The 26,111-nt window shown below is 66.9% G+C and carries 20 protein-coding genes; 5 read left to right on the top strand and 15 right to left on the bottom strand.

Translation table 11 applies throughout. From position 1 onward, the window contains the following. Positions 1-83 precede the first annotated feature (83 nt). The 4 genes from prcA to dop form a co-directional block, all read right to left on the bottom strand. Positions 84-908: a proteasome subunit alpha gene (gene prcA / locus ACPXB3_RS02825; protein WP_425726270.1), complete on the bottom strand. Its 825-nt coding sequence runs from the start codon at positions 906-908 to the stop codon at positions 84-86. After that, on the bottom strand, positions 905-1,783 hold the full coding sequence (gene prcB, locus ACPXB3_RS02820) for a proteasome subunit beta (protein WP_425726268.1): 879 nt from the start codon (positions 1,781-1,783) through the stop codon (positions 905-907). The genes prcA and prcB overlap by 4 nt, the downstream gene beginning before the upstream one ends. Beyond that, complete coding sequence (locus ACPXB3_RS02815; protein WP_425702686.1) at positions 1,780-1,971, bottom strand: ubiquitin-like protein Pup; 192 nt, start codon at positions 1,969-1,971, stop codon at positions 1,780-1,782. The genes prcB and ACPXB3_RS02815 overlap by 4 nt, the downstream gene beginning before the upstream one ends. Positions 1,972-2,168: 197 nt before the next feature. Next, a complete protein-coding gene (gene dop / locus ACPXB3_RS02810; protein ID WP_425702687.1) occupies positions 2,169-3,668 on the bottom strand; it encodes a depupylase/deamidase Dop in 1,500 nt (499 codons plus the stop codon). A gap of 156 nt (positions 3,669-3,824) precedes the next feature. Here dop and glgP point away from each other — a divergent pair, with 156 nt between their 5' ends. Beyond that, positions 3,825-6,383 carry an alpha-glucan family phosphorylase gene (gene glgP, locus ACPXB3_RS02805; protein WP_425726267.1) on the top strand — a complete coding sequence of 853 codons (2,559 nt, stop codon included), beginning with the start codon at positions 3,825-3,827 and terminating at the stop codon, positions 6,381-6,383. 43 nt (positions 6,384-6,426) lie between these two features. Here the strand turns inward: glgP and ACPXB3_RS02800 are convergent, their stop codons facing one another. The 3 genes from ACPXB3_RS02800 to ACPXB3_RS02790 form a co-directional block, all read right to left on the bottom strand. Further along, positions 6,427-7,428, bottom strand: a complete 1,002-nt coding sequence (locus tag ACPXB3_RS02800) for an amidohydrolase family protein (protein WP_425726265.1) — start codon at positions 7,426-7,428, stop codon at positions 6,427-6,429. 118 nt (positions 7,429-7,546) lie between these two features. Then, positions 7,547-8,548: a 4,5-dihydroxyphthalate decarboxylase gene (locus ACPXB3_RS02795; protein WP_425726264.1), complete on the bottom strand. Its 1,002-nt coding sequence runs from the start codon at positions 8,546-8,548 to the stop codon at positions 7,547-7,549. After that, a complete protein-coding gene (locus tag ACPXB3_RS02790) occupies positions 8,545-9,570 on the bottom strand; it encodes a PhnD/SsuA/transferrin family substrate-binding protein (protein WP_425726262.1) in 1,026 nt (341 codons plus the stop codon). Before ACPXB3_RS02790 ends, ACPXB3_RS02795 begins: the two co-directional genes overlap by 4 nt. Before the next feature lie 121 nt (positions 9,571-9,691). Here ACPXB3_RS02790 and ACPXB3_RS02785 point away from each other — a divergent pair, with 121 nt between their 5' ends. Then, a complete protein-coding gene (locus ACPXB3_RS02785; RefSeq protein ID WP_425726261.1) occupies positions 9,692-10,330 on the top strand; it encodes a TetR/AcrR family transcriptional regulator in 639 nt (212 codons plus the stop codon). A 12-nt stretch (positions 10,331-10,342) separates the two neighbouring features. Here the strand turns inward: ACPXB3_RS02785 and ACPXB3_RS02780 are convergent, their stop codons facing one another. The 3 genes from ACPXB3_RS02780 to ACPXB3_RS02770 all read right to left on the bottom strand — a co-directional run bounded on the left by ACPXB3_RS02780 (position 10,343) and on the right by ACPXB3_RS02770 (position 15,931). After that, positions 10,343-12,958 (bottom strand): FHA domain-containing protein, encoded by a 2,616-nt coding sequence (locus tag ACPXB3_RS02780; RefSeq protein ID WP_425726420.1) that lies wholly within the window; start codon positions 12,956-12,958, stop codon positions 10,343-10,345. A 151-nt stretch (positions 12,959-13,109) separates the two neighbouring features. Further along, a complete protein-coding gene (gene arc / locus ACPXB3_RS02775) occupies positions 13,110-14,924 on the bottom strand; it encodes a proteasome ATPase (RefSeq protein WP_425726260.1) in 1,815 nt (604 codons plus the stop codon). Between the two features lie 161 nt (positions 14,925-15,085). Next, positions 15,086-15,931: a tRNA (adenine-N1)-methyltransferase gene (locus ACPXB3_RS02770; RefSeq protein ID WP_425702699.1), complete on the bottom strand. Its 846-nt coding sequence runs from the start codon at positions 15,929-15,931 to the stop codon at positions 15,086-15,088. A gap of 145 nt (positions 15,932-16,076) precedes the next feature. Between ACPXB3_RS02770 and ACPXB3_RS02765 the strand changes: the two genes are divergently transcribed. After that, positions 16,077-16,976 carry a RecB family exonuclease gene (locus ACPXB3_RS02765; protein ID WP_425726259.1) on the top strand — a complete coding sequence of 300 codons (900 nt, stop codon included), beginning with the start codon at positions 16,077-16,079 and terminating at the stop codon, positions 16,974-16,976. Between the two features lie 27 nt (positions 16,977-17,003). Here ACPXB3_RS02765 and ACPXB3_RS02760 read toward each other — a convergent pair whose 3' ends face one another. Then, entirely contained in the window at positions 17,004-18,494 is a 1,491-nt protein-coding gene (locus ACPXB3_RS02760; RefSeq protein ID WP_425726257.1) for a PE-PPE domain-containing protein, read from the bottom strand. A gap of 258 nt (positions 18,495-18,752) precedes the next feature. Between ACPXB3_RS02760 and ACPXB3_RS02755 the strand changes: the two genes are divergently transcribed. Then, a complete protein-coding gene (locus tag ACPXB3_RS02755) occupies positions 18,753-19,604 on the top strand; it encodes a thioesterase family protein (protein ID WP_425702703.1) in 852 nt (283 codons plus the stop codon). A 33-nt stretch (positions 19,605-19,637) separates the two neighbouring features. Here the strand turns inward: ACPXB3_RS02755 and hisG are convergent, their stop codons facing one another. From hisG to metH, 4 genes are all read right to left on the bottom strand, one after another. After that, complete coding sequence (hisG, locus tag ACPXB3_RS02750; RefSeq protein WP_425726256.1) at positions 19,638-20,486, bottom strand: ATP phosphoribosyltransferase; 849 nt, start codon at positions 20,484-20,486, stop codon at positions 19,638-19,640. A gap of 69 nt (positions 20,487-20,555) precedes the next feature. Then, positions 20,556-20,819, bottom strand: a complete 264-nt coding sequence (locus ACPXB3_RS02745; RefSeq protein ID WP_425726255.1) for a phosphoribosyl-ATP diphosphatase — start codon at positions 20,817-20,819, stop codon at positions 20,556-20,558. A gap of 6 nt (positions 20,820-20,825) precedes the next feature. After that, positions 20,826-21,509, bottom strand: a complete 684-nt coding sequence (locus ACPXB3_RS02740) for an HAD family hydrolase (RefSeq protein ID WP_425702709.1) — start codon at positions 21,507-21,509, stop codon at positions 20,826-20,828. A gap of 83 nt (positions 21,510-21,592) precedes the next feature. After that, positions 21,593-25,177, bottom strand: coding sequence for a methionine synthase (gene metH, locus ACPXB3_RS02735; RefSeq protein WP_425726253.1), 3,585 nt, complete (start codon positions 25,175-25,177; stop codon positions 21,593-21,595). Between the two features lie 51 nt (positions 25,178-25,228). Here metH and ACPXB3_RS02730 point away from each other — a divergent pair, with 51 nt between their 5' ends. Continuing rightward, positions 25,229-26,110, top strand: coding sequence for a PAC2 family protein (locus ACPXB3_RS02730; RefSeq protein ID WP_425702711.1), 882 nt, complete (start codon positions 25,229-25,231; stop codon positions 26,108-26,110). Position 26,111: the final 1 nt, after the last annotated feature.

Here is a 26,111-nt window from a genome sequence, read left to right as displayed (position 1 = left end):
ATCAACCCTACCCGCGGCGACGTCCGCCGACCCGCCGGACGCGCGCCCAGGCGGTCGGCGATGCAACCGGCCGGCGGCGGCCCCTATGAGTCGCCGTCACCGGAATCCGAACCATCGCCTGCCCCCGATCCGCCCGGCGAGTGCGGGGAGGCGGCCCCGTTGTCGGTGCCGTCGGCGTCGTGGCCGCCCTCGACGCTCGCGAGGAGCTCGGCGACCCGGGCGGTGGTGAGCCGCTTGAACGCGCGACGCGGGCGAGTGCGGTCGAGGATCGCGACCTCGAGATCGCCCGGACTCAGTTCCCGTGGCGTGCCGGCGGCACCGTTGCCCGCATCGGCGGGGGTGGACAACGCCTCGACGGCCATCGAGAGTGCCTGCGCCAGCTCGAGATCGGGCGCGTAGGCCTCCTTCAGTGCGGCCGCGATCGATTCGGTGGCACCGCCCATGACAAGAAAGCGGGTCTCATCGGCGATCGAACCGTCATAGCCGATGCGATACAGCTGGGACGGCTTGGGCTTGCCCGCGCGCGCCACCTCGGCGACGCACAGCTCGACCTCGTAAGGCTTGGCCTGCTCGGTGAACACCGAGCCCAGCGCGTTGGCGTAGGTGTTGGCCAGGCTCAACGCCGACACGTCGTTGCGGTCGTAGCTGTATCCACGCATGTCGGCGAGCTGGATGCCGGCCTTGCGCAGACTCTCGAACTCGTTGTACTTGCCGACTGCGGCGAAGCCGATGCGGTCATAGATCTCGCTGGTCTTGCGCAGCGTGTTCGACGGATTCTCCGCGACGAACAGCACACCGTCGGCATAGGTCAGGACGACCACGCTGCGGCCACGGGCGATGCCCTTGCGCGCGAGCTCCGAGCGGTCGCGCATGATCTGCTCGGCACTGGCGTAATACGGGAACGTCACCGCACTTCTCCTTCGTGCTCGGCGGACCGGCGTTCGATGATCACCCGCGCAGCCGCCTCGATGGCGGCCGACTCCACATCATGTGCGCCGTCCGCGCCGACGATGACCGCCAGCGGGAAGATCTTGCGGACGAGGTCCGGGCCGCCGGTGGCGGTGTCGTCGTCGGCGGCGTCGTAGAGCGCTTCGATCGCAACCGCAAGTGCGCCCTCGGCATCGAGATCACGACGGTAGAGCTTCTTCAACGACGACTTCGCGAAAACCGAACCCGAGCCGATCGAGGTGTAACCGGCGGACTCTTCGTGCCGGTCACCGGCGACGTCGAAGGAGAAGATCCGGCCGCGTTCGGTCGGATCGTCGTGGTCGATGTCGTAGCCGACGAGCAGCGGGACCGCCGCCAAACCTTGAAGTGCCGCACCGAGATTGCCGCGCACCATCGACGCGAGCCGGCTGACCTTGCCGTCGAGCGTCAGCGGCACACCCTCGATCTTCTCGTAGTGTTCGAGCTCGACGGTGAACAACCGGACCATCTCGATCGCGATACCCGCGGTACCGGCGATACCGGCCGCCGAATACTCGTCGGTGATGTAGACCTTCTGCACATCACGCGTGGCGATCAGATTTCCCATCGTCGCGCGCCGATCACCGGCGAGCACGACACCGCCCGGGTAGCTGACGGCCACGATGGTGGTGCCGTGAGGAATGTCGGAGGTGTCCGGGGAACCGCTGAAGGTACTCATCTGCTGGGCGCGAGTGGAGGGCAACTGCTCTGGTGCATGGACCCGGAGAAAATCACTGAACGAGGAGATGTCCGCGCCAAGGGAAAATGCCGGTCGTCGGGTGGGATCGGGGAGCAGTGAATCGAACCTGTCGCTCACTGGCCGCCCTTCTGCACGTAGGCCCGCACGAAGTCCTCGGCGTTCTCCTCGAGCACATCGTCGATCTCGTCGAGCAGGTCATCGGTGTCCTCGGCGAGCTTCTCGCGTCGTTCCTGACCCGCACCGCCATCCGAACCGAGATCGTCGTCGTCTCCGCCACCACCGCGCTTGGTCTGTTCCTGCGCCATCTGCACTCCTTAGTATCGGCGAAGCCTCCGGCTTCGCGTGTGTTCACGCCCTGATGCACCGTGAACACGCCCGTGCCATGCCGTTCCGTCGACCGTTGCCCATGAGTTCATGCGTGTCGGGGCCGGCGGTGTAGGACCACACTACCGGCGAGGACCCGATCGCGGCGGCCGTAACGCGAGGCGAATGTCGGAGTCCGTCAGTTGGTGAGCTGCTCGACGAGTTCGGCGGCGGAGTCCACCGAATCGAGAAGCTTGCCGACGTGGGCGCGACTGCCGCGCAACGGTTCCAGCGTCGGGATGCGCACGAGGGAGTCGCCGCCGAGGTCGAAGATCACCGAGTCCCAGCTCGCCGCCGCCACATCGGCCCCGAAACGACGCAGGCACTCGCCGCGGAAGTACGCCCGGGTGTTGGCCGGCGGTTCGGTGATGGCGCGGGTCACCTGCGCCTCGTCGACGAGCCGCTTCATCGAGCCGCGCGCGACCAGTCGGTTGTAGAGGCCCTTTTCCAGCCGCACATCGGAATACTGCAGGTCGATCAGATGCAGACGCGGCGCCGACCAGCCCAGCCCCTCCCGCTGCCGGAAACCCTCGAGGATCCTCAGTTTCGCGGGCCAGTCGAGGATGTCGGCGCATTCCAGCGGGTCACGTTCGAGGCGGTCGAGGACCTCGGCCCACGTGGCCAACACGTGCATGGCGCGCTCGTCGTCGGAGTGTTCTCGCTGGTGAAAGGTCATGCACCGCTCGAGATATTCTCGCTGTAATGCCAAGCCGGTGAGTTCGCGGCCATCGGTCAGCGCGACCGTGGCGGCCAGGCCCGGGTCATGGCTGATGGTGTGTACGGCCTGCACCGGACGTGCCAGTTCGAGGTCGGAAAAGTCGACACCGGCCTCGATCAGATCGAGAACCAGCGAGGTCGTGCCCACCTTCAGATAGGTGGCCGTCTCGGCGAGATTGGCGTCGCCGACGATGACGTGCAGCCGCCGGTAACGCTCCGGATCGGCATGCGGCTCGTCCCGGGTGTTGATGATCCCACGCTTGAGGGTCGTCTCCAGGCCGACCTCGACCTCGATGTAGTCCGCACGCTGCGAGAGTTGATAGCCCGCCTCGTCGCCGGACTGTCCGATGCCCACACGCCCGGCGCCGCAGATCACCTGCCGAGAGGCGAAGAACGTGGTGAGTCCGGCGATGATCGCGGTGAACGGGGTGTCGCGGCTCATCAGGTAGTTCTCGTGGGTGCCGTAGGAGGCGCCCTTGCCGTCGATGTTGTTCTTGTACAGCTGCAACCGCGGTGCACCCGGAACGCTCGCGACATGGCGGGCCGCGGCCTCCATCACCCGCTCCCCCGCCTTGTCCCAGATCACCGCGTCCATCGGGTCGGTGACCTCGGGTGCGGAGTACTCGGGGTGGGCGTGGTCGACGTAGAGGCGGGCACCGTTGGTGAGGATCATGTTCGCCGCACCGATCTCGTCGGCATCGATGATCGGCGCCGGACCCGACCCCCGCCCGAGGTCGAAACCGCGGGCGTCGCGCAGCGGCGACTCCACCTCGTAATCCCAGCGTGTGCGCTTGGCGCGGGGCACTCCCGCGGCCGCCGCATAGGCGAGTACCGCCTGGGTGGAGGTCATGATCGGGTTTGCGGTCGGGTCCCCGGGAGCCGAGATGCCGTACTCGACCTCGGTTCCGATGATTCGCTGCATCCCTTGAGGGTAGATGTCGGCATGCGATGTCACCGATCGCACCCGCCGGTGGTTCACCGCGGGGTGCCTCCGGACACCGCCCCGCACAGGCATACGCAGCGGATACCGTCGTCGCTCACGGTGCACCCGCGCGCCGACGTCGGTACCGTTCACGCCGTGAAAGCCTTTCGTCGGTTCACCATCCGGATCCCGCTCCCCGCCGAGCTCGCCGACCTCGATGTCCTGGCCCGCAACCTGCGCTGGGTGTGGCACAGCGCGACACAGGATCTGTTCGCCACGATCGACCCCGAGTTGTGGCACGCCTGTGCCGATCCGCTCCGACTGCTCGACGAGGTCGATCCGGCGCGCTTGGTCACCCTGGCAGCCGACGACGACTTCCGGTCGCGACTGACGAAGGTGCGTGGAGAGCTCGAGTCCTACCAGGCGGCGCCGCAGTGGTTTGGCACGCAGCAGCAGGCAGGTGCGGATATGCCTGCGGGTATCGCATATTTCTCGATGGAATTCGGCATCTCGGAGGTTCTGCCGATCTATTCCGGTGGGCTCGGCATCCTCGCCGGCGACCATCTGAAGGCGGCGTCGGATCTGGGGCTGCCGCTGATCGGCGTCGGACTGTTCTACCGCTCCGGCTACTTCCGGCAGGGCCTGACGCACGATGGCTGGCAGATCGAACGCTACCCGGTCAACGATCCCGGTCTGCTGCCGCTGGAATTGCTGACCGACGACGCCGGCCGGCCGGTCGACATCACTGTCTCGATGCCCGGCGGCCGCACCTTGCACGCGCAGGTCTGGGTGGCGACGGTGGGCCGGATCCCGTTGTTGCTCTTGGATACCGACGTCCCCGGTAACGACGACGAGTTGCGATCGGTCACCGACCGCCTCTACGGCGGCGATCAGGCTCATCGAATCCGGCAGGAGATCCTGCTGGGCATCGGCGGGGTGCGCGCCCTGCGCGTATTCATCGCCCGCACCGGGCGGCCGGAACCGACGGTGTTCCACATGAACGAAGGGCACGCCGGCTTCCTCGGCGCCGAACGGGTCCGCGAGCTCGTGGAGTCGGGGCTGGACTTCGGGTCGGCCGAGTCGGTGGTGCGGGCGTCGAACATATTCACCACACACACTCCGGTCCCGGCCGGCATCGACCGCTTTCCCCGGGACCTGGTGTCGCACTACCTCGACCCCGATCCAGGCGGCGTGTCCCGGCTGCTGCCCGGACTGCGCGCGGCCGCCGTACTCGAACTAGGCAATGAAGATGACCACGGCGTATTCAACATGGCGCACATGGGCTTTCGGCTCGGGCAGCGATCGAATGGAGTGTCGCGGCTGCACGGTGAGGTCAGTCGTGAGATGTTCGCCGGTCTATGGCCGGGATTCGACGCCGACGAGGTGCCGATCGGCGCGATCACCAACGGTGTGCACGGATTCACCTGGGTGGCACGGCCGTGGCGCGATCTCATCGGCGACGACGAGGACTCGGCCGCGAAGGGATACTCCACACTGCCGGCGAGTGACCTGTGGAGGACACGGCAGACGCTGCGCGCCGGACTGGTCGCCGAGGTCCGCCGTCGCGCCCAGGCCAGCGGCCGCGACCGCGCATTCAGTGAGCTCGAATTGGGTTGGACCGCCGAACTTTTCGATCCGGACATCCTGACGATCGGGTTCGCGCGACGCGCGGCGACCTACAAACGGTTGACGCTGATGCTGCGCGACCCGGATCGTCTCAAGCGCATCCTCACCGACCCGCAACGACCGGTCCAGCTGGTGATCGCAGGTAAGGCACATCCGGCCGACGACGGCGGCAAGGCGCTCATCCAGCAGGTGGTCCGGTTCACCGAAGATCCGGCGGTCCGCGACCGCATCGTGTTCCTGCCGGACTACGACATCTCGATGGCGCGCCACATCTACGCCGGATGCGACGTGTGGCTCAACAACCCGGTCCGCCCCATGGAGGCGTGTGGAACGTCGGGGATGAAGTCTGCGCTCAACGGCGGCCTGAACCTGTCGATCCTCGACGGGTGGTGGGACGAGATGGCCGACGGCGAGAACGGCTGGGCCATCCCGTCGGCGCAGGGCGTCACCGATGAGCCCCGACGTGACGACCTGGAGGCGCAAGCCCTCTACTCGCTGCTGGAGGATTCGGTGATCCCGCTCTTCTACGCACGCGACGGCGACGGGCTGCCCGGACGCTGGGTGGAGATGGTGCGTCACACCCTGTCGGTGCTCGGCCCCAAGGTGCTGGCCTCACGGATGGTCCGCGACTACACCACCGAGCGCTACGTTCCGGCCGCGCTCGAGTTCGCCGCGGCGATCGCCGACGACTACGCGGCCGCCCGCGACCTGGCGGCCTACCGCAGGCGCGTGCAGGCGGCGTGGCCGTCGGTGACGCTCGCGGGGATCGACGAGTCCCGCGAGCCGGGTGGTGCGCCGTTGCACCTGACCGCTCGGGTCGCGCTCGGTGGCATGGCCGCCGACGAGGTGAAGGTCGAGGCCGTACTCGGCCCGGTCGGCGACAACGGCGACATCTCCGACCCGGCTGCCACCGAGATGACACCGGTCGACGGGCCGGACGCGTCGGGGCGGGTCCGCTTCGCCGCCGACGTCCACCCTCACCGTTCGGGCACACTCGGCTACACCGCGCGCGTACTACCGAGGCACCGGCTGCTCGCCGCCGACGCCGAACTCGGCCTGGTGCGCTATCCGGCTCCGGCGGGCGGCTGAGGGCGACCGATCCGCATCTCCACTGCCGGTGAGTTGGGCTGTGTCAGCGGCCGATTCGGGTGAGGAGTCGTTCCCAGTTCGCGGAGCCGATCGCGGCTTGGTCCGCCGGCTCGGGAGCACCCGCCCGCAGGAAGGTGCGCACCGGACCGGACAGCGGCACGAACGGATAATCCGCAGCGAACAGAATTCGTTCGATGCCGATCGTTTCGATCGTCCACCGCAGGTACTTCTCGCTGAGAATGCCGCTGGGGGTGACGAATACGTTGGTACGCAGGTAGTCCGAGACCGGCCGTTCCAGCCCGGCGACGGCGGTGAGGTTGGTGTCGATGCGGTCCAGGAAGAACAACATCAGCTCTCCCCAATGCCCCACGATGACTTGTAGATTCGGCAACCGGTCGAACACTCCGGACACGATGAAGCGTAGCAGTTCGATGCCGCAGTCGTAGTGCCAGCCGACGCCGTGGGTGGCCAGGGCGGAGTCGAGGGGCGCGCCGAGCCCACCGTAGTACGCCTTACGCACGGTGCGCGGCGGCGACTGAGGGTGCAGATACAGCGGTGCGCCCAGCGCGGCGGCCGCCTCCAGCAACGGTGAGAACTCCGGGTCGTCCAGGTGCCGCTCCCGGGTACGGCCGAAGATCATGGCCCCGTGCAGACCGAGCTGGTTCACTGCACGATCAAGTTCTGCCGCAGCGGCTTCCGGTGCCGGGGTGGCCAGCGTCGCGAATGCCTGGAAACGATCCGGACGGGTGCGGACGGCGTCGGCGAGCCGATCGTTGACGTCGCCCTGCAGGGCGACGGCGTCGGCCGGCTCGAGGTTCTGCAGACCCGGCGCGGTCAGCGACAGGACCTGCATATCGATGCCGGCGGCATCCATTGTCATGATGCGTTCGTCATCGATCTCGCTCAGCAGGCGGCCGCTTTCTCCCTGGGTGGACGGAGTCAGGGCCAGATCGCGCAGGCGCGGCGGCAGGTTGCGCCAAGCAGCCACGACCTCAGGGGTGACCATGTGCTCCTCCAGAGCGATGACACGGTATCGGCTCGGCATCAGTTCGGCTCCTTGTGGTCGGTGAGCGTTCGGTCGGTATGGGTTGGGTCGGTAAGGGTTGGGTCGGTGAGGATTCGGCCGGTGAGGATTGAGCCAGCGGCACATCGGCCGCTCTTCATCACGTCGCGAGAAGTTCCGGGGTGAACAGCTCGTCACAGGTCAGGCGCCGAGCCGACAATCCTTGTTCGAAGTGGTATCTGAGGAAGGTGTCGAGCGTCGTGCGGTTGTTCTCGAGTCCGTAGGGCCACCAGTCCGCCGGGAACATATCGGCGTTGCGATCGAACAGTGCGTTGGTCCACGGGAGCATCGTGCGGATCTGGTACACCTTGCGGCCGTTGCGATATCGTTCCATCGCCGCGTTCTTGGCGGCCAGGTATGCGTCGTAGACGGTTCGGGCGAGTCCGGGGCGTGTCGCGGCCAGCGACCGGGGCAGTACGACGGTGTGCATGATCGGGAAGATCGCGGTGCGCCGGTAGTAGTCGCGTTCGACGGCTTCGTGGTCGGCGAACAGCCGGGCCACATGCGGGGATCCGTCCATCACGCACTGCGGAACGTTCGCCGAGATGAGGGCATGGATCTCGCCGCTGTCGAGCATCGCGCTCAGTGAGCGTCCGGGCGGCGCCTGTTCGACCTGTACGTCTGCAGGGTGCGGCTGGGGGACGAAATCGAAGGGCGGTGCCGGCCGGTCCAGGCCGCCGATCACCCAGCGGCACCGGTCCGGGGTGACACCGTAGTCGTCGGACAATATCCCTTTGGCCCAGACACCCGAGTCCTGGCCGTACATGCCGAACTCCCCCACCGCTTTTCCGGCGAGGTCTTCGGGGCGGGAGATCCCGCTCGCGGTGTTGATGAAGATGGCCGAGTGGCGGAAGACCCGTGCGGGAAAGGCGGGGATCGCGACGAACGGCGGATCGTCCGAGTCGAGCGTGCGCAAGTAGACGGTGAGTCCGAGTTCGGCCACGTCGAACTCACGGTCGTGCACCATGCGGCGGAAGATATCGGAGACGATGTCCGCGCTCTCGATCGTCGCCTGGTTTCCGTCGAAGGTGACGCTGCCGTCGAGTAGCGCCCGGGTGGTGTCGTAGGGCATCGTGCCCACGTGCAGTGTCGGCTCTGTCATTCGGACAGTCCCTTCTCGCGCAACGTATTCCATTCGATGTCGGACACGAAGATGTCCTCGGCGGTGAGCAGTTGTCGCGACAGTCCCTGCTCATGGTGGTAGCGCAGGAAGGTGTTGACGGCCTTCTGGTTGGCATCGAGGCCGTACGGCCACCAGTCCTCGCCGAGCAACGCCCGATTCTCCGCGAAGAGCTCACTGAACCATGGGGTGATCACCGCCATGTGCTGCTTGGCGGCGCCCGCTCGATATTGTTCCTGCACCATGGCTTTCGCGTCGACGAACGCGCGATACACCGACTGCAGCAGCTCGCGTTCACCGGCCAGTTCACGGCGGATCGCGACGACATGCATCATCGGAAAGATGCCGGTTCGGCGGTAGTAGTCTCGCTCGACGGACTCGTAGTCGGTGAACAGCCGCCGGATCTTCTTCGTGGATCCGTCGATCAGGGCCGCCGGGACATCGACCGACAGCAGCGCGTCGATCTCACCCGTTTCGAGCATCGCGGCCAGGGTCCGACCCTCTTCGACATGGCGGACGTCGACGCCGGCCGGCGGGGGCTGGGGAATCCAGTCGAAGGCCGGGATCGGGTGGTCGGTACCACCGATCACCCAGCGCATCTGGTCGGGTGTGACGCCGTATTCCTCGGCGAGGACGCCCTTCATCCAGACACCCGGGTCACTCCCCCACAGCGCGAATTCACCGACCGTTTTGTCCACGAGGTCCGCCGGTGTCTCGATTCCACTGTCGGCGTTGACGAACAAAGCCGAGTGCCGGAAGTTGCGGTTCGGAAAGATCGGCAGCGCCAGGAACGGTGAATCGTCCAGGTCGAACATGCGCAGGAAGTAGGTCATCCCGAACTCGGCGATGTCCAGTTCGCCGCCGGCCATGCGCTGGAAGACATCCGAGATCAGCGGCGAGGTGTGCAGGGTGACCTCCGCCCCATCGATCGCGACTCGCCCGTCGAACAGTGGCTCGGTGTGTTCGTACCGGTACACACCCAGGTCAAGCTTCCGAGCGGCCATGGTGGTCCTCCTCCTCGTCGGTGGCCGCTTCCGTGAACGGCCTTTCACTTTTATGATGACGAGAGCAACTCGACCCCGTCAAGGCGAATGCTCATTCATTTTACGAAAGGACGTGTGACCTGTGCCACGCATCACTGCCGAACAGCGCGAAGCGAACCGTGCTCAGATTGTGGCGGCGGCTCGTCGCTGCTTTTCCCGTGATGGGTTCCACCAAACGTCGATGCCCGACATCGCGGCCGAAGCGGGTCTGTCGGTGGGGGCTCCTTACCGCTACTTCGCCGGCAAGGAGGAAATCATCCTCGAGATAGCCGGTGACGCGTTCCGGGTGATGTTCGCCCCGGTCGAGCGGCTCGCCGACAATGCCGACGTCACGATTGCCGATCTGGTCGCGGCGGCGGTCGATCCGGTGAGCGGAGACTCCGCCACCGACGCGGCAGGCCGATCGGTGCCCGTCGACGAACTCCTGCGCTGCGTTGTGCAGGCGTGGGGTGAACTGCTGCGAAACGAAGGGCTACGGCGCCAGGCGTCGGCGGGCTTCGAGCACGTTCGCGAACGCATCGCAGACGCACTCCGCAACGGGCAGCGAACCGGAAACGTGCCGGCGGGACTCGATCCCGATCGCGGAGCCCGGTTGGTGATGGCCTTGCTACACGGATTCGTACTGCAGCACGCAGCCTTCGGGCCGATCGACACCGCCGGCTTTGCCGACGACGTCAGGGTCATACTCGCCGGCGCCGCACTGCCCCGCCGTGATCGCTGATCAGCTCCGGACTCAGCGCTTTTTGAGCCGAAGTCGCGAGTAGGTGAACATGTACAGGATGGCCGCGATCGCCACCAGCACCCCGAAGGCCAGCCCGGCGTGGGCGCCCGACGTCTCCCAGAGGCTCACCTTCTGAGTGGCGTCCGGGTTGATCGACGGAAGATCGACCGCGCCCGCAGCGGCCGCATACCCCCAGTACGACGGGAAGATCCACGAGAGCTGCTGCAAGCCGGGCTTGTCCAGGGCGAACAGGCCGCCGCAGAACACCAGCTGCACCATGATCACGATGACCAGCGGCGGCATCACCTGCTCGTTGGATTTCACCGCCGCCGAGATCGCCAGACCCACCAGGGTCGACACGCAGGCCAGGGCGGCTATCGAGACGAACAGTGCGACCGCAGGCGGCAGCAGCGGACCACCCAGCGTGGGCAGGCCGCGACCGGCGAAGGTGATGGCCACCATCACCGCGCTCTGCAGGATGGCGGTGACGAAGAAGACCACCACCTTGGCCCAGAGGTATGCCCCCGGCCGTAGGCCCACCGCCCGTTCCCGCTCGAAGATGTCGCGCTCGCCGACGAGATCGCGCACCGTCAGCGCTGCCCCCATGAACGCGGCGCCGACCACCAGCACCACCAGGATCTGTACGGCCTCCACCGGATCGTTGGCCGCTGGACGCGGCGGGATCAGGTTCGGATCGGATTTGAGTTTCTGCCCGAAGCCGTCGCTGCCCGGGATGACGAGGGTGAGCAGACCCAGCACCACCGGCAGCAGCACCAGAAACGCCAGATAGCCGACGTCGGCGAAGATCAGACGCACCTGCCGCCGGCCGATCGTGCTCGACTGCCGCGCAAAACTGGTCTGCGGCACCGGGATCGGCGGGCCGGGTGGTCGCGGTGGTGGTGGCGGCGCGGGGGCGCGCCGACCCTGCAGGTACCGCATGTGCGCGGTGTCGGGCGCGTCGGCGACGAACGCGAAGATCTCGGCCCAGTCGGCGGTACCCATCGCGGCACCGACCTCGGCCGGCGGACCACAGAAGGCGGTCTTGCCGCCGGGAGCGAGCAGCAGCACCTGATCGCACATCGACAGGTAGGTCAGCGAGTGCGTGACCACGAGAACGACGCGTCCGGCATCGGCGAGGCGCCGCAGGGTCGACATCACCTGACGGTCGAGGGCCGGGTCGAGCCCGGACGTCGGCTCGTCGAGAATCAGCAGTGACGGGCCGGTGAGCAACTCCATCGCGACCGAAGCGCGCTTCTGCTGGCCACCGGACAGCTTCTCCACACGTGTGTCGACGTGCTCGGTGAGCTGCAGTTCGGCGAGCACCCCGTTGATGACGTTGTCGCGGTCGGCCTTGGACAGGTCGGGTGGCAGCCGCAACTCGGCGGCGTATCGCAATGCCTGCCGCAAGGTGAGCTTGTGGTGCAGCACGTCCTTCTGCGGCACCATTCCGATACGTGTACGCAGTGCGTCGTATTCGGCGTGGACACTGCGGCTTTCGAAGGTGACCTGTCCGCTCGTCGGCGAGTTCAGCCCGGCGACGATCCGCGAGACCGTCGACTTACCCGCTCCCGACGGACCGATGATCGCGGTCAGCGACCCCGGCCCGGCGGTGAATTCGACGTTCTGCAGCAACTTCTTGCCGCCGTCGACCACCAGACTGATCCCGTGTACCTGCAAGCCGCCGGCCACCACATCCTGGGCCTGCCCACGCATCAGGCTGCCGCCGGAGACGACGAAGTCGCTGTTGCCGATGGTCACCACGTTGCCGTCGGTCAACCGGACCCGGCTGACGCGTTGTCCGTTGACGTAGGTGCCGTTGACGCTTCTGAGGTCTTCGATGTACAGACCGTCGGGGCGGGTCAGGACCCGGGCGTGGTGCCGTGATGCGAGGACGTCACTGACGACGATGTCGTTGTCCGGCGTGCGGCCGATGGACTGCACACCGGCGAGCGAGATCGTCTCGCGTCCGGGCCGCTTGTCGCGTCCGGGCAACTGATAGATCGCCGACACGTTTTGTTTGAGGGCCTGCAGGTGTGGCGCGTCCGCCAGTTGGGCCGACACCGGGGCCACCGCACCAGACGGGTAGGAACCGGGTGCGGGTACCCGCATCGGCATGCGGGCCGACGATCCGGCCGGCGCGGCGGGCACCGGGGCCCCAGCGGGTGCGGCGGGCCGCCCGGGTCCTGGGTCGGGGGCCGGATGTGCGGCCGGACCGGGACCGGAGCGGGCCGGCGCAGGCGGCGCGAATCCCCGTGGCGGCGGCGCGTCGGGCATCGGGCGCGCCTGCGCCCCCAACTGCGGTCCGGCGGGAGCCACGGCATCCAGGGCGACCTGGACCGTCGGGCCGGTCGCCGCATCTCCGAGCCGGAAGGTGACCGCGCCGGTCAACGCCAGTTCGGACACCCGCTGGGGTCCGTTGAAGAAGCCGTTGGTACTGCCGGCATCGACAGCCCACCAACCGGTCCCCCGCCACTCGATCGACAGATGATGGCGCGACACCAGTGGGTGATTGACCACGATGTCGTTGTCGGGGGTGCGGCCGATGCGGACGCGTGGTGAACCACCGAGGCTATGGGTGGTCCCGGCGACGGTCAACCGGCCGGGAATCATCGAGACGCTGCTGTTCATCACCGACAGACTCTAGTGGGTCACCATGCCCGCGTCCCCGTTCCGTCGTGTGGACGACGGACACGTCACGTGTCGGCGCACCGTGGAGCCGCCCACACATGACGGCGGTCCGTCCCCCGGCCGGGGACGGACCGCCGTGCTTGCGAACGTTCTACAGATACTGTCCGGTGTTGGTCTCGGTGTCGATCGCCCGGCTCGCACCCGCGCTCTTCCCGGTGACCAACGTGCGGATGTAGACGATCCGCTCGCCCTTCTTGCCGGAGATGCGGGCCCAATCATCAGGATTGGTCGTGTTGGGCAGATCCTCGTTCTCCGCGAACTCGTCGAGGATGGAATCGAACAGATGCTGCACGCGCAGCCCCGGTGTGCCCGTGTCCAATTGGGACTTGATCGCGTACTTCTTGGCTCGGTCGACAACGTTCTGGATCATCGCGCCGGAGTTGAAGTCCTTGAAGTACATGATCTCTTTGTCGCCGTTGGCGTAGGTCACCTCGAGGAAGCGGTTCTCATCGCTCTCGGCGTACATCCGCTCGACGACCTTCTCGATCATCGCGTTCACGCAAGCCGTCCGGTCGCCGCCGAACTCACCGAGATCATCGGTATGCACCGGCAGCTGTTCGGTGAGGTACTTGGAGAAGATGTCGATCGCCGACTCCGCATCGGGGCGTTCGATCTTGATCTTCACGTCGAGCCTGCCGGGACGCAGGATGGCCGGATCGATCATGTCCTCGCGGTTGGAGGCGCCGATCACGATCACGTTCTCCAGGCCCTCGACACCATCGATCTCGCTGAGCAGCTGCGGCACGACGGTGGTCTCGACGTCGGAGGAGACGCCCGATCCGCGGGTGCGGAAGATCGAGTCCATCTCGTCGAAGAACACGATGACGGGGGTCCCCTCGGACGCCTTCTCGCGGGCGCGCTGGAAGATCAGGCGGATATGCCGCTCGGTCTCGCCGACGAACTTGTTGAGCAGCTCGGGGCCCTTGATGTTGAGGAAGTACGACTTGGCCTCCTTGGCGTCGTCGCCCCGCACCTCTGCGATCTTCTTGGCGAGGGAATTGGCCACCGCCTTCGCGATCAGCGTCTTACCGCACCCGGGCGGCCCGTAGAGCAGGACGCCCTTCGGCGGGCGCAGCGCATAGTCGCGGAACAGGTCCTTGTGCAGGAACGGCAATTCGACGGCGTCGCGGATCTGCTCGATCTGACGTCCGAGACCACCGATGTCCTCGTATCCGACGTCGGGCACCTCTTCGAGCACGAGGTCCTCGACCTCGGCCTTCGGTACACGTTCGAATGCGAAGCCGGCCTTGGTGTCGATGAGCAGGGAGTCGCCGGGGCGCAATGGGCGTCGGCGGCCGTCTTCGGCATCGACGTCGCCGAGCAACGGCTCGGCCAACCACACCACCCGCTCTTCGTCGGCATGTCCGACGACCAGCGCCCGTCGACCGTCCCCGAGAACCTCTCGAAGACTGCTGATCTCGCCGACGGAGTCGAACTCGCACGCCTCGACGATGGTCAGGGCTTCGTTCAGCCGAAGCGTCTGGCCCTTGTGCAGAAGGTCGGTGTCGATATTCGGTGAGCACGTCAGCCGCATCTTGCGGCCGGAGGTGAACACGTCGACGGTCTGATCGGGATAGATCTCGAGCAACACCCCGTATCCGCTCGGCGGTTGACCGAGACGATCGACCTCCTCCCGCAACGCGACGAGTTGCTGCCGTGCCTCCTTGAGTGTTTCGAGGAGTTTCGCGTTGCGGGTGGTGAGACTGTCTACGCGATCCTGGAGATCCTGCGGATCGGCCGGCCGGGCGAACGATGAGCGCTCACGATCTGCCCGCGTCGGCAGTGGCGGGGTGTAGGCGGGCGTGAACGTGTCCCCCGATTCGGTGTCCCGCACCTGTCGGGACTCGTTGGGGTCGTTGCCGCCCGTGTTCTCCACCGAGGCTTCATGGCGATCAGATTCGGTCATTACTGACTCCTCTCCCCGGCAATCACTCCCACTGAAGTGCTTTGCGCCGTAGCACCACGCTACCGGGATGAGGCCGAAAAGGTCGTCCACTGACCGACGACAAATGTTGGGGATGTGTTAAATGTGCGTCTTCGCAACGTAATCGCGAGGTCAGCAGATCGTTACGCTTGCGGTAGCGCGCCACGGGTGGGACGCCGTTGTGGCCGCAGCGTCGTCGTGCCGTCGGCGAGTCGCCGCGCGGTGATCAGAAACGCGGTGTGTCCTTGCATTCTGTGTTCGGGGCGGACCGCGAGCCCGACCGCGCTCCAGTCGCGTACCAGCGATTCCCACGCCCGCGGTTCGGTCCAGCATTCCTGTTGACGCAGGGACTCGATGACCCGGGACAACTGGGTGACCGTCGCCACGTACACCGTCAAGACGCCGCCTGGTTTCAAAATCGTTCGCACCACCTCGAGGTTCTCCCACGGCGCGAGCATGTCCAGGATGATGCGGTCGAATCGCTCGGCGTCGCCGACGTTCGCCAGGTCGTCGACAACCAGCGACCAGTTCGGCGGCGGGCCGGCAAAGAAGGTCTCGACGTTGCGCTGGGCGTATTCGGCGTGATCGGCCCGGATCTCGTAGGAGACGACCTCGCCACGGTCACCGACGGCACGGAGTAACGAGCAGGTCAGCGCGCCGGAACCGGCGCCTGCCTCGAGTACACGGGCGCCGGGGAAGATGTCGCCCTCGGTCACGATCTGGGCGGCATCCTTGGGGTAGATGACCTGCGCCCCACGTGGCATCGACAGGACGTAGTCGACCAGCAACGGGCGCAGCGCCAGGTACTGGGTTCCGCTCGTCGCCGCGACGATACTGCCCTCGGGAGCACCGATCAGATCGTCGTGGGCGATCGCCCCGCGATGCGTGTGGAATTGTTTGCCCGCTTCGAGGACCACCGTGAACTTGCGTCCCTTGGCGTCGGAGAGCTGGACCCGGTCGCCGACGGCGAATGCACCGCTCGATGCCATCAGACGGTGCTCTCGCGCAGCATGTGGTGGTCCTTCCGGGGCCAGTGTGACTCGTGTTATCCAGTGTGACAGGAGGTTTCCGCGGTCGGACGCCGGGGCCCGGATGTGCGCAGAATTGTCGCAGCCGCGCCCTACCCTGCCAAATGTGACGACCACAGTCTTGCCCGGGTCTGCCCAAGCGCACACCCCCACCACCGCAGGCGCACCGGACGGGGGCGCACCGAACGAGGGGCGCGGACTCCTCGGCCGGCCGTTGGCGTTGTCGCCGTCACGCGCGGCGGACTTCAAGCAGTGTCCCCTGCTGTACCGGTACCGCGCGATCGACAGGTTCCCGGAGACCCCGACCAAGGCCCAGACCCGGGGCACGGTGATCCACGCTGCGCTGGAGAACCTCTTCGACATGCCCGCATCGCTGCGCACCCGCGAGTCCGCGGACTACCTCGTCGAGGGCGCGTGGGCGGCGATGTGCGAGGCCGATCCGAGCCTGGCCGAGCTGATCGGGCCCGGCGATCACGAGGCCTTCCTCGCCGAGGCCCACGGGCTCATCGCGAACTACTACCGCATGGAGAACCCGACGGCCTTTGACGCCGCCGCCGTCGAAGAGCACGTCGAGATCGAGGCCGATGACGTGCTGATGCGCGGCTTCATCGACCGGATCGACATCGCGCCCACCGGCGAGATCCGCGTGGTGGACTACAAGACCGGGCGAGCCCCCGGCGAGGCCTACGAGGCCAAGGCGATGTTCCAGATGAAGTTCTACGCGCTCGCGGTCCTGCGGATCCGCGGCGTCGTACCGCACCGGCTGCAGCTGATGTACCTGTCCGACGGGCAGGTTCTCACCTACACTCCCGACCGCGACGAACTCGAACGGTTCGGGCGGACCCTCTCGGCGATCTGGCAGGCGATCCGGGTGGCCGTGGCCACCGGCGATTTCCGGCCCCGCCCCTCACGGATGTGCCGCTATTGCGAACACCAGCGGCGCTGCCCGGAGTTCGGGGGAGAGATTCCCGAATACCCCGGACCGCCTGCAGGTTTCACGGCCTGACCATTCCGCGACGGTGACCGGGGCGAGTCAGGCGGCCGGCGACGACGCGGGCACGGAAGCACCGCCGGTCGTCGCGGCGCCGCCCTCGTCGGTCGATTGCCGGCCACCGCCCAGCGCGGGCTGTTCAGCCTCCGTCGGCCTCTGGGATTGCCGAGTCTCGGTTTGAGTCTGGGGCGCCGGGGTCTGCTGAGACTGTGATGCGGTAAGTGCCTCCCGAGTTGGCGCGGTGCCCGTTTCGCCGGTCCCGGCAGGAGCCGTGCCCGGGTTGTCGCCGACCGCCGGCTCCGGTGCCCGATGGCGCCCCACCGTCGACGGAGCCGCCGCAGCCGCCACTGAGTCAGATGTTTGCGTCACCGTCGGCGAATTGGTCTGTCGGACAGTCGGTCCGGCGTCGCTCGCGACGACCGGCACCGCCGCGTTGCCGACACCGGGTTCTTGCAGCGGATAGAAGGCGTTGTTCGCCTTGTCCCAGCGCTCGAGGTCGTCGGCGTCGTAGGTGATGCCGAGTTTGTCGTCGATCAGCATGGTGAGCATGGTCAGCGGATGGTGATCGGGTTGGTAGACGAGGTAGGTGGTGTTGCCGTCGCGACTGTGGAGCCGCGTCGGTTCCTGGCTGTAGTCGATGAGGTTGCCGTAGTTGTCGACTCCCGCTCCGGAATGGATCGTGATGAATCCGGCCGCGTCGACGAGCAACGAGCTCACGGGGCGATACCACACCCACTGGAAGTTGCTCACCGGGTCACCGACGACGATAACCGACGTGACGGCCAGGTCTCGTCCGGTGGCGCCGGGATCGCGGGAGCCGCTCGACTCGGCCCCGAAGACGCTCAACACTGCGCCGATCGCCGGATGCCCGGCGACCCAGGCCTTGAGGCCCCACGGTGATCGGGGATCAGAGATCAGGATGATGTGCGATCTACTGGTGTCGATCGAACCGTCGGCCACCGCCTGCTCGGCGGCGTTACCGAGCGCCTCGGCGCCCTGCGAGTAGCCGGTATAGACCACGCGCGGTCCGTGCAGCGCCTCGAAGGCCTTCATCACGGTGAGGTTGTTGGCCACCGCGATGTCCCGCGATTTATCGTAGGACGGCGCAAAGAGCGGTAGCGCCACCTCGGCTTGTCCTGAGATGATCGGGCCGATGGCCTCGGGATAGTTGACGACGAGGGTTTGGCGACCCGCGCGCATGCCCTTGATGCGCGGATACAAAGAGCCGTCGTCGGTACCCGGCGTGACGATCAGGATCGTGTTGCGGTCCGCCCCCGGATCACCGGTGTGGAGCCAGTCCGGGCAGGGTGGGGTCGAATCCGTGGGGCCGCTCTGGTCATCGGCGCCACCGGTGGGGACGGGGCAGTCGTCCGGCGTCGCAGCTCGTACGACGTTCTGGTTCTCGAGCCACGTGATGGTGTCGGTGGTGCCGGCGCCGGCCGTCGTCGAAGACACCGTCATCGGCAGGACGGCTCCGAGACATACCGCGCAACTCACTGCGGCACCCGCGGCGGCCTTTCGGACTTTCTGCAACGTCTCACCTCTACTTCGATTACTTCGATCGCCGCCCGGATCGGTGCGGGCCCACCAGACGATCCGGCGACATGCGCTATTCGCATACCAAAATCTCCTGTGGTGAACAAAATAGAGTTTGGACGATTGATCCACCGCACCGCCTTCGTGGACACAAAGATTCCCCCGAACGGACGAATGATTGAGTCCGTTCGCACGACAGACTCCGAACGCCGCCCCTGCGGCCGCGGATTCGTCGACTCACCTAGAGTCGGGACCGTGGAGAGCAGCTACTACGTTCGGGTCCCCGCGTCTGAGATCGATACCGGCGCCGCCGATTCCGCGGACGGCGTCGACTACTTCCGGCCGACGGCGGCCACCACCAGCCCCTGGTCGGCCGACATCCAGCACGGCGGGCCGCCGACCGGGCTGTTGATGCGGGCGCTCGGGCAGGTCGCACCGGATCCGTCGATGCACTTCACCCGGGTGACCACCGAGATTCTCGGTGCGGTCGGTCTCGGTGTGAATCGGGTGCGTGCGCAGGTGCTCCGCCCCGGGCGGCGGATCAGCGTGGTCACTGCCGAGCTCGACGTGCAGCAGCCCGGCGGTGCCTTCCGCACCGTCGCGCGGGCGGTGGCGTGGCAGATGCGCGCGCACGACACGTCGGCCGTGGCGCAGGCGCGACCCCGGTTGCGGCCCACACCGGACGAACTCCATCGCACACTCGGGGTCACCTCCCACAGCTCACTCGGAGTCGACTGGGGCACCGAGGGATTCATCGGTACGACCGAGATCGCGGTAGCCGGCGACGGTGCGGGTGACACCCCGGCGGTCTGGCTACGGCCGGCGATCGAGTTGGTGGCCGGGGAGAAGACCTCCGACCTCGAGTCGGTCATGACCGTCGTCGACGTCGCCAACGGGCTCGGAACCCGCCTGCGGCCCGACCAATGGACCTGGATGAACACCGACACCACCGTGCACTTCACGGCGGTACCGACCGGTCCGTGGCTCGGTATCGACGCCGACCTCGCCGCCGGGCCCGACGGCTTCGGCGCGACCTTCGCCGACCTCTACGACGTCGACGGGTTCATCGGGCGCTCGGCCCAGACGGTGCTGCTCGACCAACGCTGACGCCGGCCCGGCGGGCAGGCCCGCCGCATCCGGTCAGAACCGGCAGGAGCGGATGTCGGAGGCCAGGATCGCCCGCACCCCCAGCTCGGAGAGCTCGTCCATCAGATTCTGGTGGGTCTTGCGGGGCACCATCGCCCGCACCGCGACCCAGTCCGGGTCGGCCATCGGCGCCACCGTCGGCGACTCCAGCCCCGGCGTCAGGGCGATGGCCTGGTCGAAGATGGCGCGCGGGCAGTCATAGTCGATCATCACGTACTGCTGGCCGAACACCACGCCCTGCACCCGTTTGACGAACTGGCGGGCACGCTTGTCGAGGTCGGCGCCGGCGCGACTGATCAACACACCTTCGGAGTCGCACAGCGACTCACCGAACGCGACCAGCCCGTGTTGGCGCAGCGTCCGCCCCGACCCGACGACGTCGGCGATGGCGTCGGCGACACCGAGTTGAATGGAGATCTCGACGGCACCGTCGAGTCGGATGATCTCGGCAGCGCTGATCCCGCGGGCCGACAGGTCGCCGCGCACGAGGTTCGGGTACGAGGTGGCGATCCGCTTGTCCGCTAGGTCGGCGACGTCCCACTGCTGACCGGCAGGCGCGGCGTAGCGGAAACTCGAGCTGCCGAAGCCCATCGCGAGCTCCTCGTCGACGGCGGCACCGGAGTCGAGGGCGAGGTCGCGCCCGGTGATGCCGAGGTCGAGGGTGCCCGCCCCGACGTAGATGGCGATGTCCTTGGGACGCAAGAAGAAGAATTCGACGTCGTTGGTGATGTCGAGAACCGTGAGGTCTTTTGCGTCGGTGCGTTTGCGGTAGCCGGCCTCGGCCAGCACCGCGGCCGCGGACTCGGAAAGGGAACCCTTGTTGGGTACGGCGACTCGCAGCATGTTCACTCCAGGGTTTGCGAGATGAGCGGGTGGGGGCAATCGGTGGGCCGCGCCCGGAGGGGACGCGACCTACAGATGGCGGTACACGTCGCTCAGTGACAGACCCCGGTTGATCATCATCACCTGCAACCAGTAGAGCAGTTGGGAGATCTCCTCCCCCAGCGACTCGTCCGACTCGTGTTCGGCGGCCAGCCACACCTCGCCGGCCTCCTCGATGATCTTCTTGCCGAGCGTGTGCACGCCCGCATCGAGGGCGGCGACCGTTCCGCTGCCGGCCGGGCGGGTCTGCGCCTTGTCGGTCAACTCGGCGAACAGCTCGTCGAAGGTTTTCACGAGTACCTATCCTCGCATGTCGGGAGTGGCGAGTTCGGCGAGGGTGACCCCGACCAGTGACGTCCGGAACTCCCGCAACGGCCCGGCCGGTACCGGGGAGGTCGACGGGACCACCAGGGTGAGACATCCGGCCGCGGTCGCCGACGCCGCGCCCGTCGGTGAATCCTCGACCGCACGGCAGCGGCCGGGATCGACACCGAGCAGCGCAGCCGCCTTCCGGTAGGGGTCGGGAGCAGGCTTGCCGGCGATCACCTCGTCCCCGCAGACCGTGGCGGCGAAGTAGTGCCGCCCGATGGTGTCGAGCGCCTGCTCGGTGAGCTCACGCACCGTGTTGGTCACCAGCGCCATCGGGATCCCCGCCGATGCCACGAGCTCGAGGGTTTCGCGCGCACCCGCCCGCCACGGGAGGTCGATGGCGAACAGTTCGGCGACACGATCGAGCAGGCGGCGTTCGTCACCGGCATGGTCACGTTCGCCCGGCGCGAGGGCGGCCGCATCGTAGACCTTGTCGAGCGCGTCGCGCATCGAGTTCCCGAGCGTGGACTCACGCAGCTCGGTGGTCATCGGATATCCGTACCGCGCCGACAGTTCGGCGACCGCCACGTCCCACAACCGCTCCGAATCGAGCAGGGTGCCGTCCATGTCCCACAGGACGGCGGCGGGCGATCGACGATCAGCGGAGGGCGGCACCACGAAATCATCGCCGATTGCGTGCCTGCGCACCCAATCCGGTGGCGCCGGTCACCGTACCGACGCGCGCCATGTGTTGAACTTCAGGTGTTGAAGTACTTCGCCTCCGGGTGATGCAGTACGAAGGCATCCGTCGACTGCTCCGGGTGTAGCTGCAGCTCCTCGGAGAGCTCCACGCCGATGCGTTCGGGCTCGAGCAGCGCGATCATCTTGGCGCGGTCCTCGAGGTCCGGGCAGGCGCCGTAACCGAACGAGAAACGCGCACCCCGGTATTCGAGGTCGAAGAAGCCCTGTGCGTCTTGCGGATCCTCGGCGTCGACGCTCCGGTCGGTGAACCGCATTTCGCTGCGTACCCGCTGATGCCAGTACTCGGCGAGCGCCTCGGTCAGCTGCACGCTGATGCCGTGCACCTCCAGGTAGTCCCGGTAGGCGTCGCGGGCGAACAACGCGTTGGCGAAGTCGGCGATCGGCTGGCCCATTGTCACCAGCTGGAGCGGCAGCACGTCGACGCGGCCGTCGGCAACCGCGGCCTCGCGCGAGCGCACGAAGTCGGCGATGCACAGGAAACGCGATCGCTGCTGCCGGGGGAAGGTGAACGAGAACCGTACCGGTGCATCGGGTTCGGGTTCGGTGAGTACATGCACCGTGTCGCCCTCGCTGACCGCCGGGAAGTAGCCGTACACGACGGCGGCGTGCGCCAGGATACCCTCTGTCGACAGTCGGTCGATCCATTCACGCAGTCGCGGCCGGCCCTCGGACTCGACCAGGTCTTCATACGATGGGCCCTCGCCGCCACGTACGCCGCGTAATCCCCACTGGCCCAAGAACAATGCCCGCTCGTCGAGGAATTGACGATAGTCCGCGACCGGGATGCCCTTGACGATCCGGGTGCCCCAGAACGGCGGAGTCGGGATCTCGTTGTCGGCGGCCACATCCGAACGCGCCGGGACCTCGACGGGTACCTCGGCCGCCTTACGCTTGGCGGCGATCCGCTTGGAACGTTCGTGGCGGGCCTTGCGGTCGGCCGCCTTCTTCGCGGCCGCGATGGAATCGGCGCTCTCCGGCACCGACCCGCCACCGCGCTTGAGCGTCATGATCTCGTCCATCAGGCGCAGACCTTCGAAGGCATCTCGCGCGTAGTGAACGTCTCCCTCATAGGTGTCGGAGAGGTCGTTCTCCACATAGGTCCGGGTGAGGGCGGCGCCGCCGAGAAGCACCGGGTAATTGTCGGCGAGCCCGCGCGAATTGATTTCCTGGAGGTTCTCCTTCATCACCACGGTCGATTTGACGAGCAGTCCGGACATGCCGATCACGTCGGCGCGCTTGTCCTCGGCAGCCTCGAGAATCGTCGAGATCGGTTGCTTGATACCGAGATTGACGACCTCGTAGCCGTTGTTGGACAGGATGATGTCGACGAGGTTCTTGCCGATGTCGTGCACGTCGCCCTTGACGGTAGCGAGCACAATCCGGCCCTTGCCGTCCTCGTCGGTGGCTTCCATGTGCGGTTCGAGGTGTGCCACCGCGGTTTTCATCACCTCGGCGGACTGCAGCACGAACGGCAACTGCATCTGACCCGAGCCGAACAGCTCGCCGACTGTCTTCATCCCGGACAACAGGGTCTCGTTGATGATCGCCAACGGTGGCTTCTCGGTCATCGCCTCGTCGAGGTCGGCCTCGAGTCCGTTGCGTTCGCCGTCGACGATGCGCCGTTCGAGGCGCTCGAACAGCGGCAGCCGCGCGAGTTCCTGTGCCCGGGACTCCCGGGCCGAGGCCGCTGACACACCCTCGAACAGCGACATCAGCTTCTGGAGCGGGTCGTAGCCCTCGCGCCGGCGGTCGTACACGAGGTCCAGGGCGACCTCGCGGTGTTCGTCGGGGATCTTGTTCATCGGCAGGATCTTCGACGCGTGCACGATCGCCGTGTCCAGGCCGGCCTGCACGCATTCGTGCAGGAACACCGAGTTGAGTACCTGCCGCGCAGCCGGATTCAAGCCGAACGAGATGTTGGAGATGCCGAGGGTGAAGTGCACATCGGGGTGTGTCTCGTGCAGGCGGCGGATCGCCTCGATCGTCTCGGCACCGTCCCGGCGGACCTCCTCCTGACCGGTGGAGATCGGGAAGGTGAGCGTGTCGAGGATGATGTCCTCCTCGGCCAGCCCCCAATTGGCGGTGATGTCGGCGATGAGCCGCTCGGCGACGCTGACCTTCCAGTCGGCGGTGCGCGCCTGGCCTTCCTCGTCGATGGTCAGCGCGACGACAGCAGCGCCGTGCTCGACGACCAGCCGCATGATCCGGGAGAAGCGCGAGTCCGGGCCGTCACCGTCCTCGTAGTTGACCGAGTTGACCGCGCACCGGCCGCCCAACGCCTCGAGTCCGGCCCGGATGACCTCGGGTTCGGTGGAGTCGAGCATGATCGGCAGCGTCGAGGCCGTCGCGAACCGCCCGGCGAGTGCGGTCATGTCCACTGCGCCATCGCGTCCGACGTAGTCGATGTTGAGATCGAGCATGTGGGCGCCGTCGCGAGTCTGTTCCTTGGCGATGTCGAGGCACCGCTGGTAGTCCTCGGCGAGCATCGCATCCCGGAAAGCCTTGGAGCCGTTGGAATTCGTGCGTTCGCCGATCACCAGGAAGCTGGCGTCCTGATCGAAGGGAACTGCGCTGTAGAGCGAGGAGATCTCCGCGGTGTGCTCAGGCGTGCGAATGGCCGGAGTGCTCTCGGCGACGGCCGCGGCCACCTGCCGGATGTGTTCGGGGGTGGTACCGCAGCAGCCGCCGACAAAGCTCAGCCCGAACTCGCCGATGAAGCCGCCGAGTGCACCCGCCAGCTCGTCGGGTTGCAGCGGATACTCCGCGCCATCGGGTCCCAGTGTCGGGAGCCCGGCATTGGGCATCACCGACACCGGGATGCGTGCATTTCGCGACAGATACCGCAGGTGTTCGCTCATCTCTGCGGGTCCGGTCGCGCAGTTCAAGCCGATCATGTCGACGCCGAGCGGCTCGATCGACGCCAGTGCCGCGCCGATCTCCGAGCCGAGGAGCATCGTGCCCGTCGTCTCGACCGTGACGTGCGAGATGATCGGGATGCGCCGACCCAGTTCGGCCATTGCCGAGCGTGCGGCCACGACGGCCGCCTTCACCTGGAGCAGGTCCTGAGAGGTCTCGATCAGGATGGCATCGGCGCCGCCGTCGAGCATTCCCGCCACACACTCGAAGTAGGCGTTCCGGATGACCTCGAAGGTGGTGTGGCCGAGGCTGGGCAACTTGGTGCCGGGGCCGACGGATCCGAGCACGAACCGGGCGGTTCCGTCGGCAGCGGGACCCATCTCGTCGGCGACACCCCGGGCGATGGCGGTGCCCTTGTAGGACAGCTCACGGATTCGGTCGGCGATGTCGTAGTCGCCGAGATTGGACAGGTTGCAGCCGAACGTGTTGGTCTCCACCGCGTCGGCACCGGCCTCGAAGTACGCCCGGTGGATGCCTTCGAGCACGTCGGGCCGGGTGTCGTTGAGGATCTCGTTGCAGCCCTCGAGGTGGGCGAAATCGTCCAGCGTCAGGTCGGCCGCCTGCAGCATGGTGCCCATCGCGCCGTCCCCGACCAGTACGCGACGCGACATCGCCGACAAGAAGGTCGTGTCGAAATTGGTGGGCTCCGGTGTATGCGAGGACATGATGGTCAGCGTAGTTCGCTCTCTTTTGGGCTTCGGTCGTAGGCTGGATCAGTGAACGCTGAGCAGATGTCGAACCTTCCCCGCCTGCGCAGACCTCTCCTGCTCGCCGCCTTCGAGGGATGGAACGACGCCGGCGACGCCGCGAGCGCCGCCGTGGAACATCTCGCACTCATGTGGGACGCACGTCCACTGGCCGAGATCGGATCCGACGACTACTACGACTTCCAGGTGAACCGCCCGACGATCAAACAGATCGACGGAGTGACCCGGCGGATCGAATGGCCCACCACATCCATCTCCTACTGCAGCCCGCAAGGGGCTGACCGGGACATCCTACTCGTACGTGGTATCGAGCCCAACATGCGCTGGCGGGCCTTCTGCGGCGAGATCGTCGACTACGCCGAAGCCCTCGATGTCGAGACGACCGTCATGCTCGGCGCCCTGCTCGCCGACACTCCACACACCCGTCCGGTGCCGGTCACCGGCAGCGCTTACAGCAGCGACGCCGCCCAGCGGTACAACGTCGCCGAGAGCCGCTACGAGGGCCCGACCGGCATCACCGGGGTGCTCCAGGACCTGTTGGTGCAGGCCGGCGTCCCCGCGGTGTCGTTCTGGGCGGCCGTCCCCCACTACGTCTCGACGCCCCCGAACCCGAAGGCGACGGTTGCACTACTGACCCGTGTCGAGGAGGTCCTCGACATCGAGGTGCCGCTGGGCACACTGCCCGAGCAGGCCGAGGAGTGGGAGCAGGCGGTCACGGAGATGACCGAGGACGACGAGGAGATCGCCGAGTACGTCCGGGGACTCGAAGAACGCGGAGACGCCGAGATCGACACCGATGAGGTCATGGCCAAGATCGACGGCGACGCGTTGGCCGCCGAGTTCGAGCGCTACCTCAAACGACGTGGCGGACCAGGAGCATTCGGCGGGTGAA

The sequence above is a fragment of the Gordonia sp. DT219 genome (assembly GCF_049847065.1).
Taxonomy (GTDB): Bacteria; Actinomycetota; Actinomycetes; order Mycobacteriales; family Mycobacteriaceae; genus Gordonia.
This window is presented reverse-complemented; position numbering and strand designations above follow the sequence as displayed.

Excerpts from the sequence above, each read along its gene's own strand:
- ACPXB3_RS02800 (WP_425726265.1), bottom strand. The coding sequence starts at position 7,428 with ATGCCGAGCCGATACCGTGTCATCGCTCTGGAGGAGCACATGGTCACC.
- hisG (WP_425726256.1), bottom strand. The coding sequence starts at position 20,486 with ATGCTGCGAGTCGCCGTACCCAACAAGGGTTCCCTTTCCGAGTCCGCG.
- ACPXB3_RS02780 (WP_425726420.1), bottom strand. The coding sequence starts at position 12,958 with ATGAACAGCAGCGTCTCGATGATTCCCGGCCGGTTGACCGTCGCCGGG.
- ACPXB3_RS02770 (WP_425702699.1), bottom strand. The coding sequence starts at position 15,931 with ATGGCATCGAGCGGTGCATTCGCCGTCGGCGACCGGGTCCAGCTCTCC.
- ACPXB3_RS02795 (WP_425726264.1), bottom strand. The coding sequence starts at position 8,548 with ATGACAGAGCCGACACTGCACGTGGGCACGATGCCCTACGACACCACC.
- ACPXB3_RS02815 (WP_425702686.1), bottom strand. The coding sequence starts at position 1,971 with ATGGCGCAGGAACAGACCAAGCGCGGTGGTGGCGGAGACGACGACGAT.
- arc (WP_425726260.1), bottom strand. The coding sequence starts at position 14,924 with ATGACCGAATCTGATCGCCATGAAGCCTCGGTGGAGAACACGGGCGGC.
- ACPXB3_RS02790 (WP_425726262.1), bottom strand. The coding sequence starts at position 9,570 with ATGGCCGCTCGGAAGCTTGACCTGGGTGTGTACCGGTACGAACACACC.
- dop (WP_425702687.1), bottom strand. The coding sequence starts at position 3,668 with ATGCAGCGAATCATCGGAACCGAGGTCGAGTACGGCATCTCGGCTCCC.
- metH (WP_425726253.1), bottom strand. The coding sequence starts at position 25,177 with ATGTCCTCGCATACACCGGAGCCCACCAATTTCGACACGACCTTCTTG.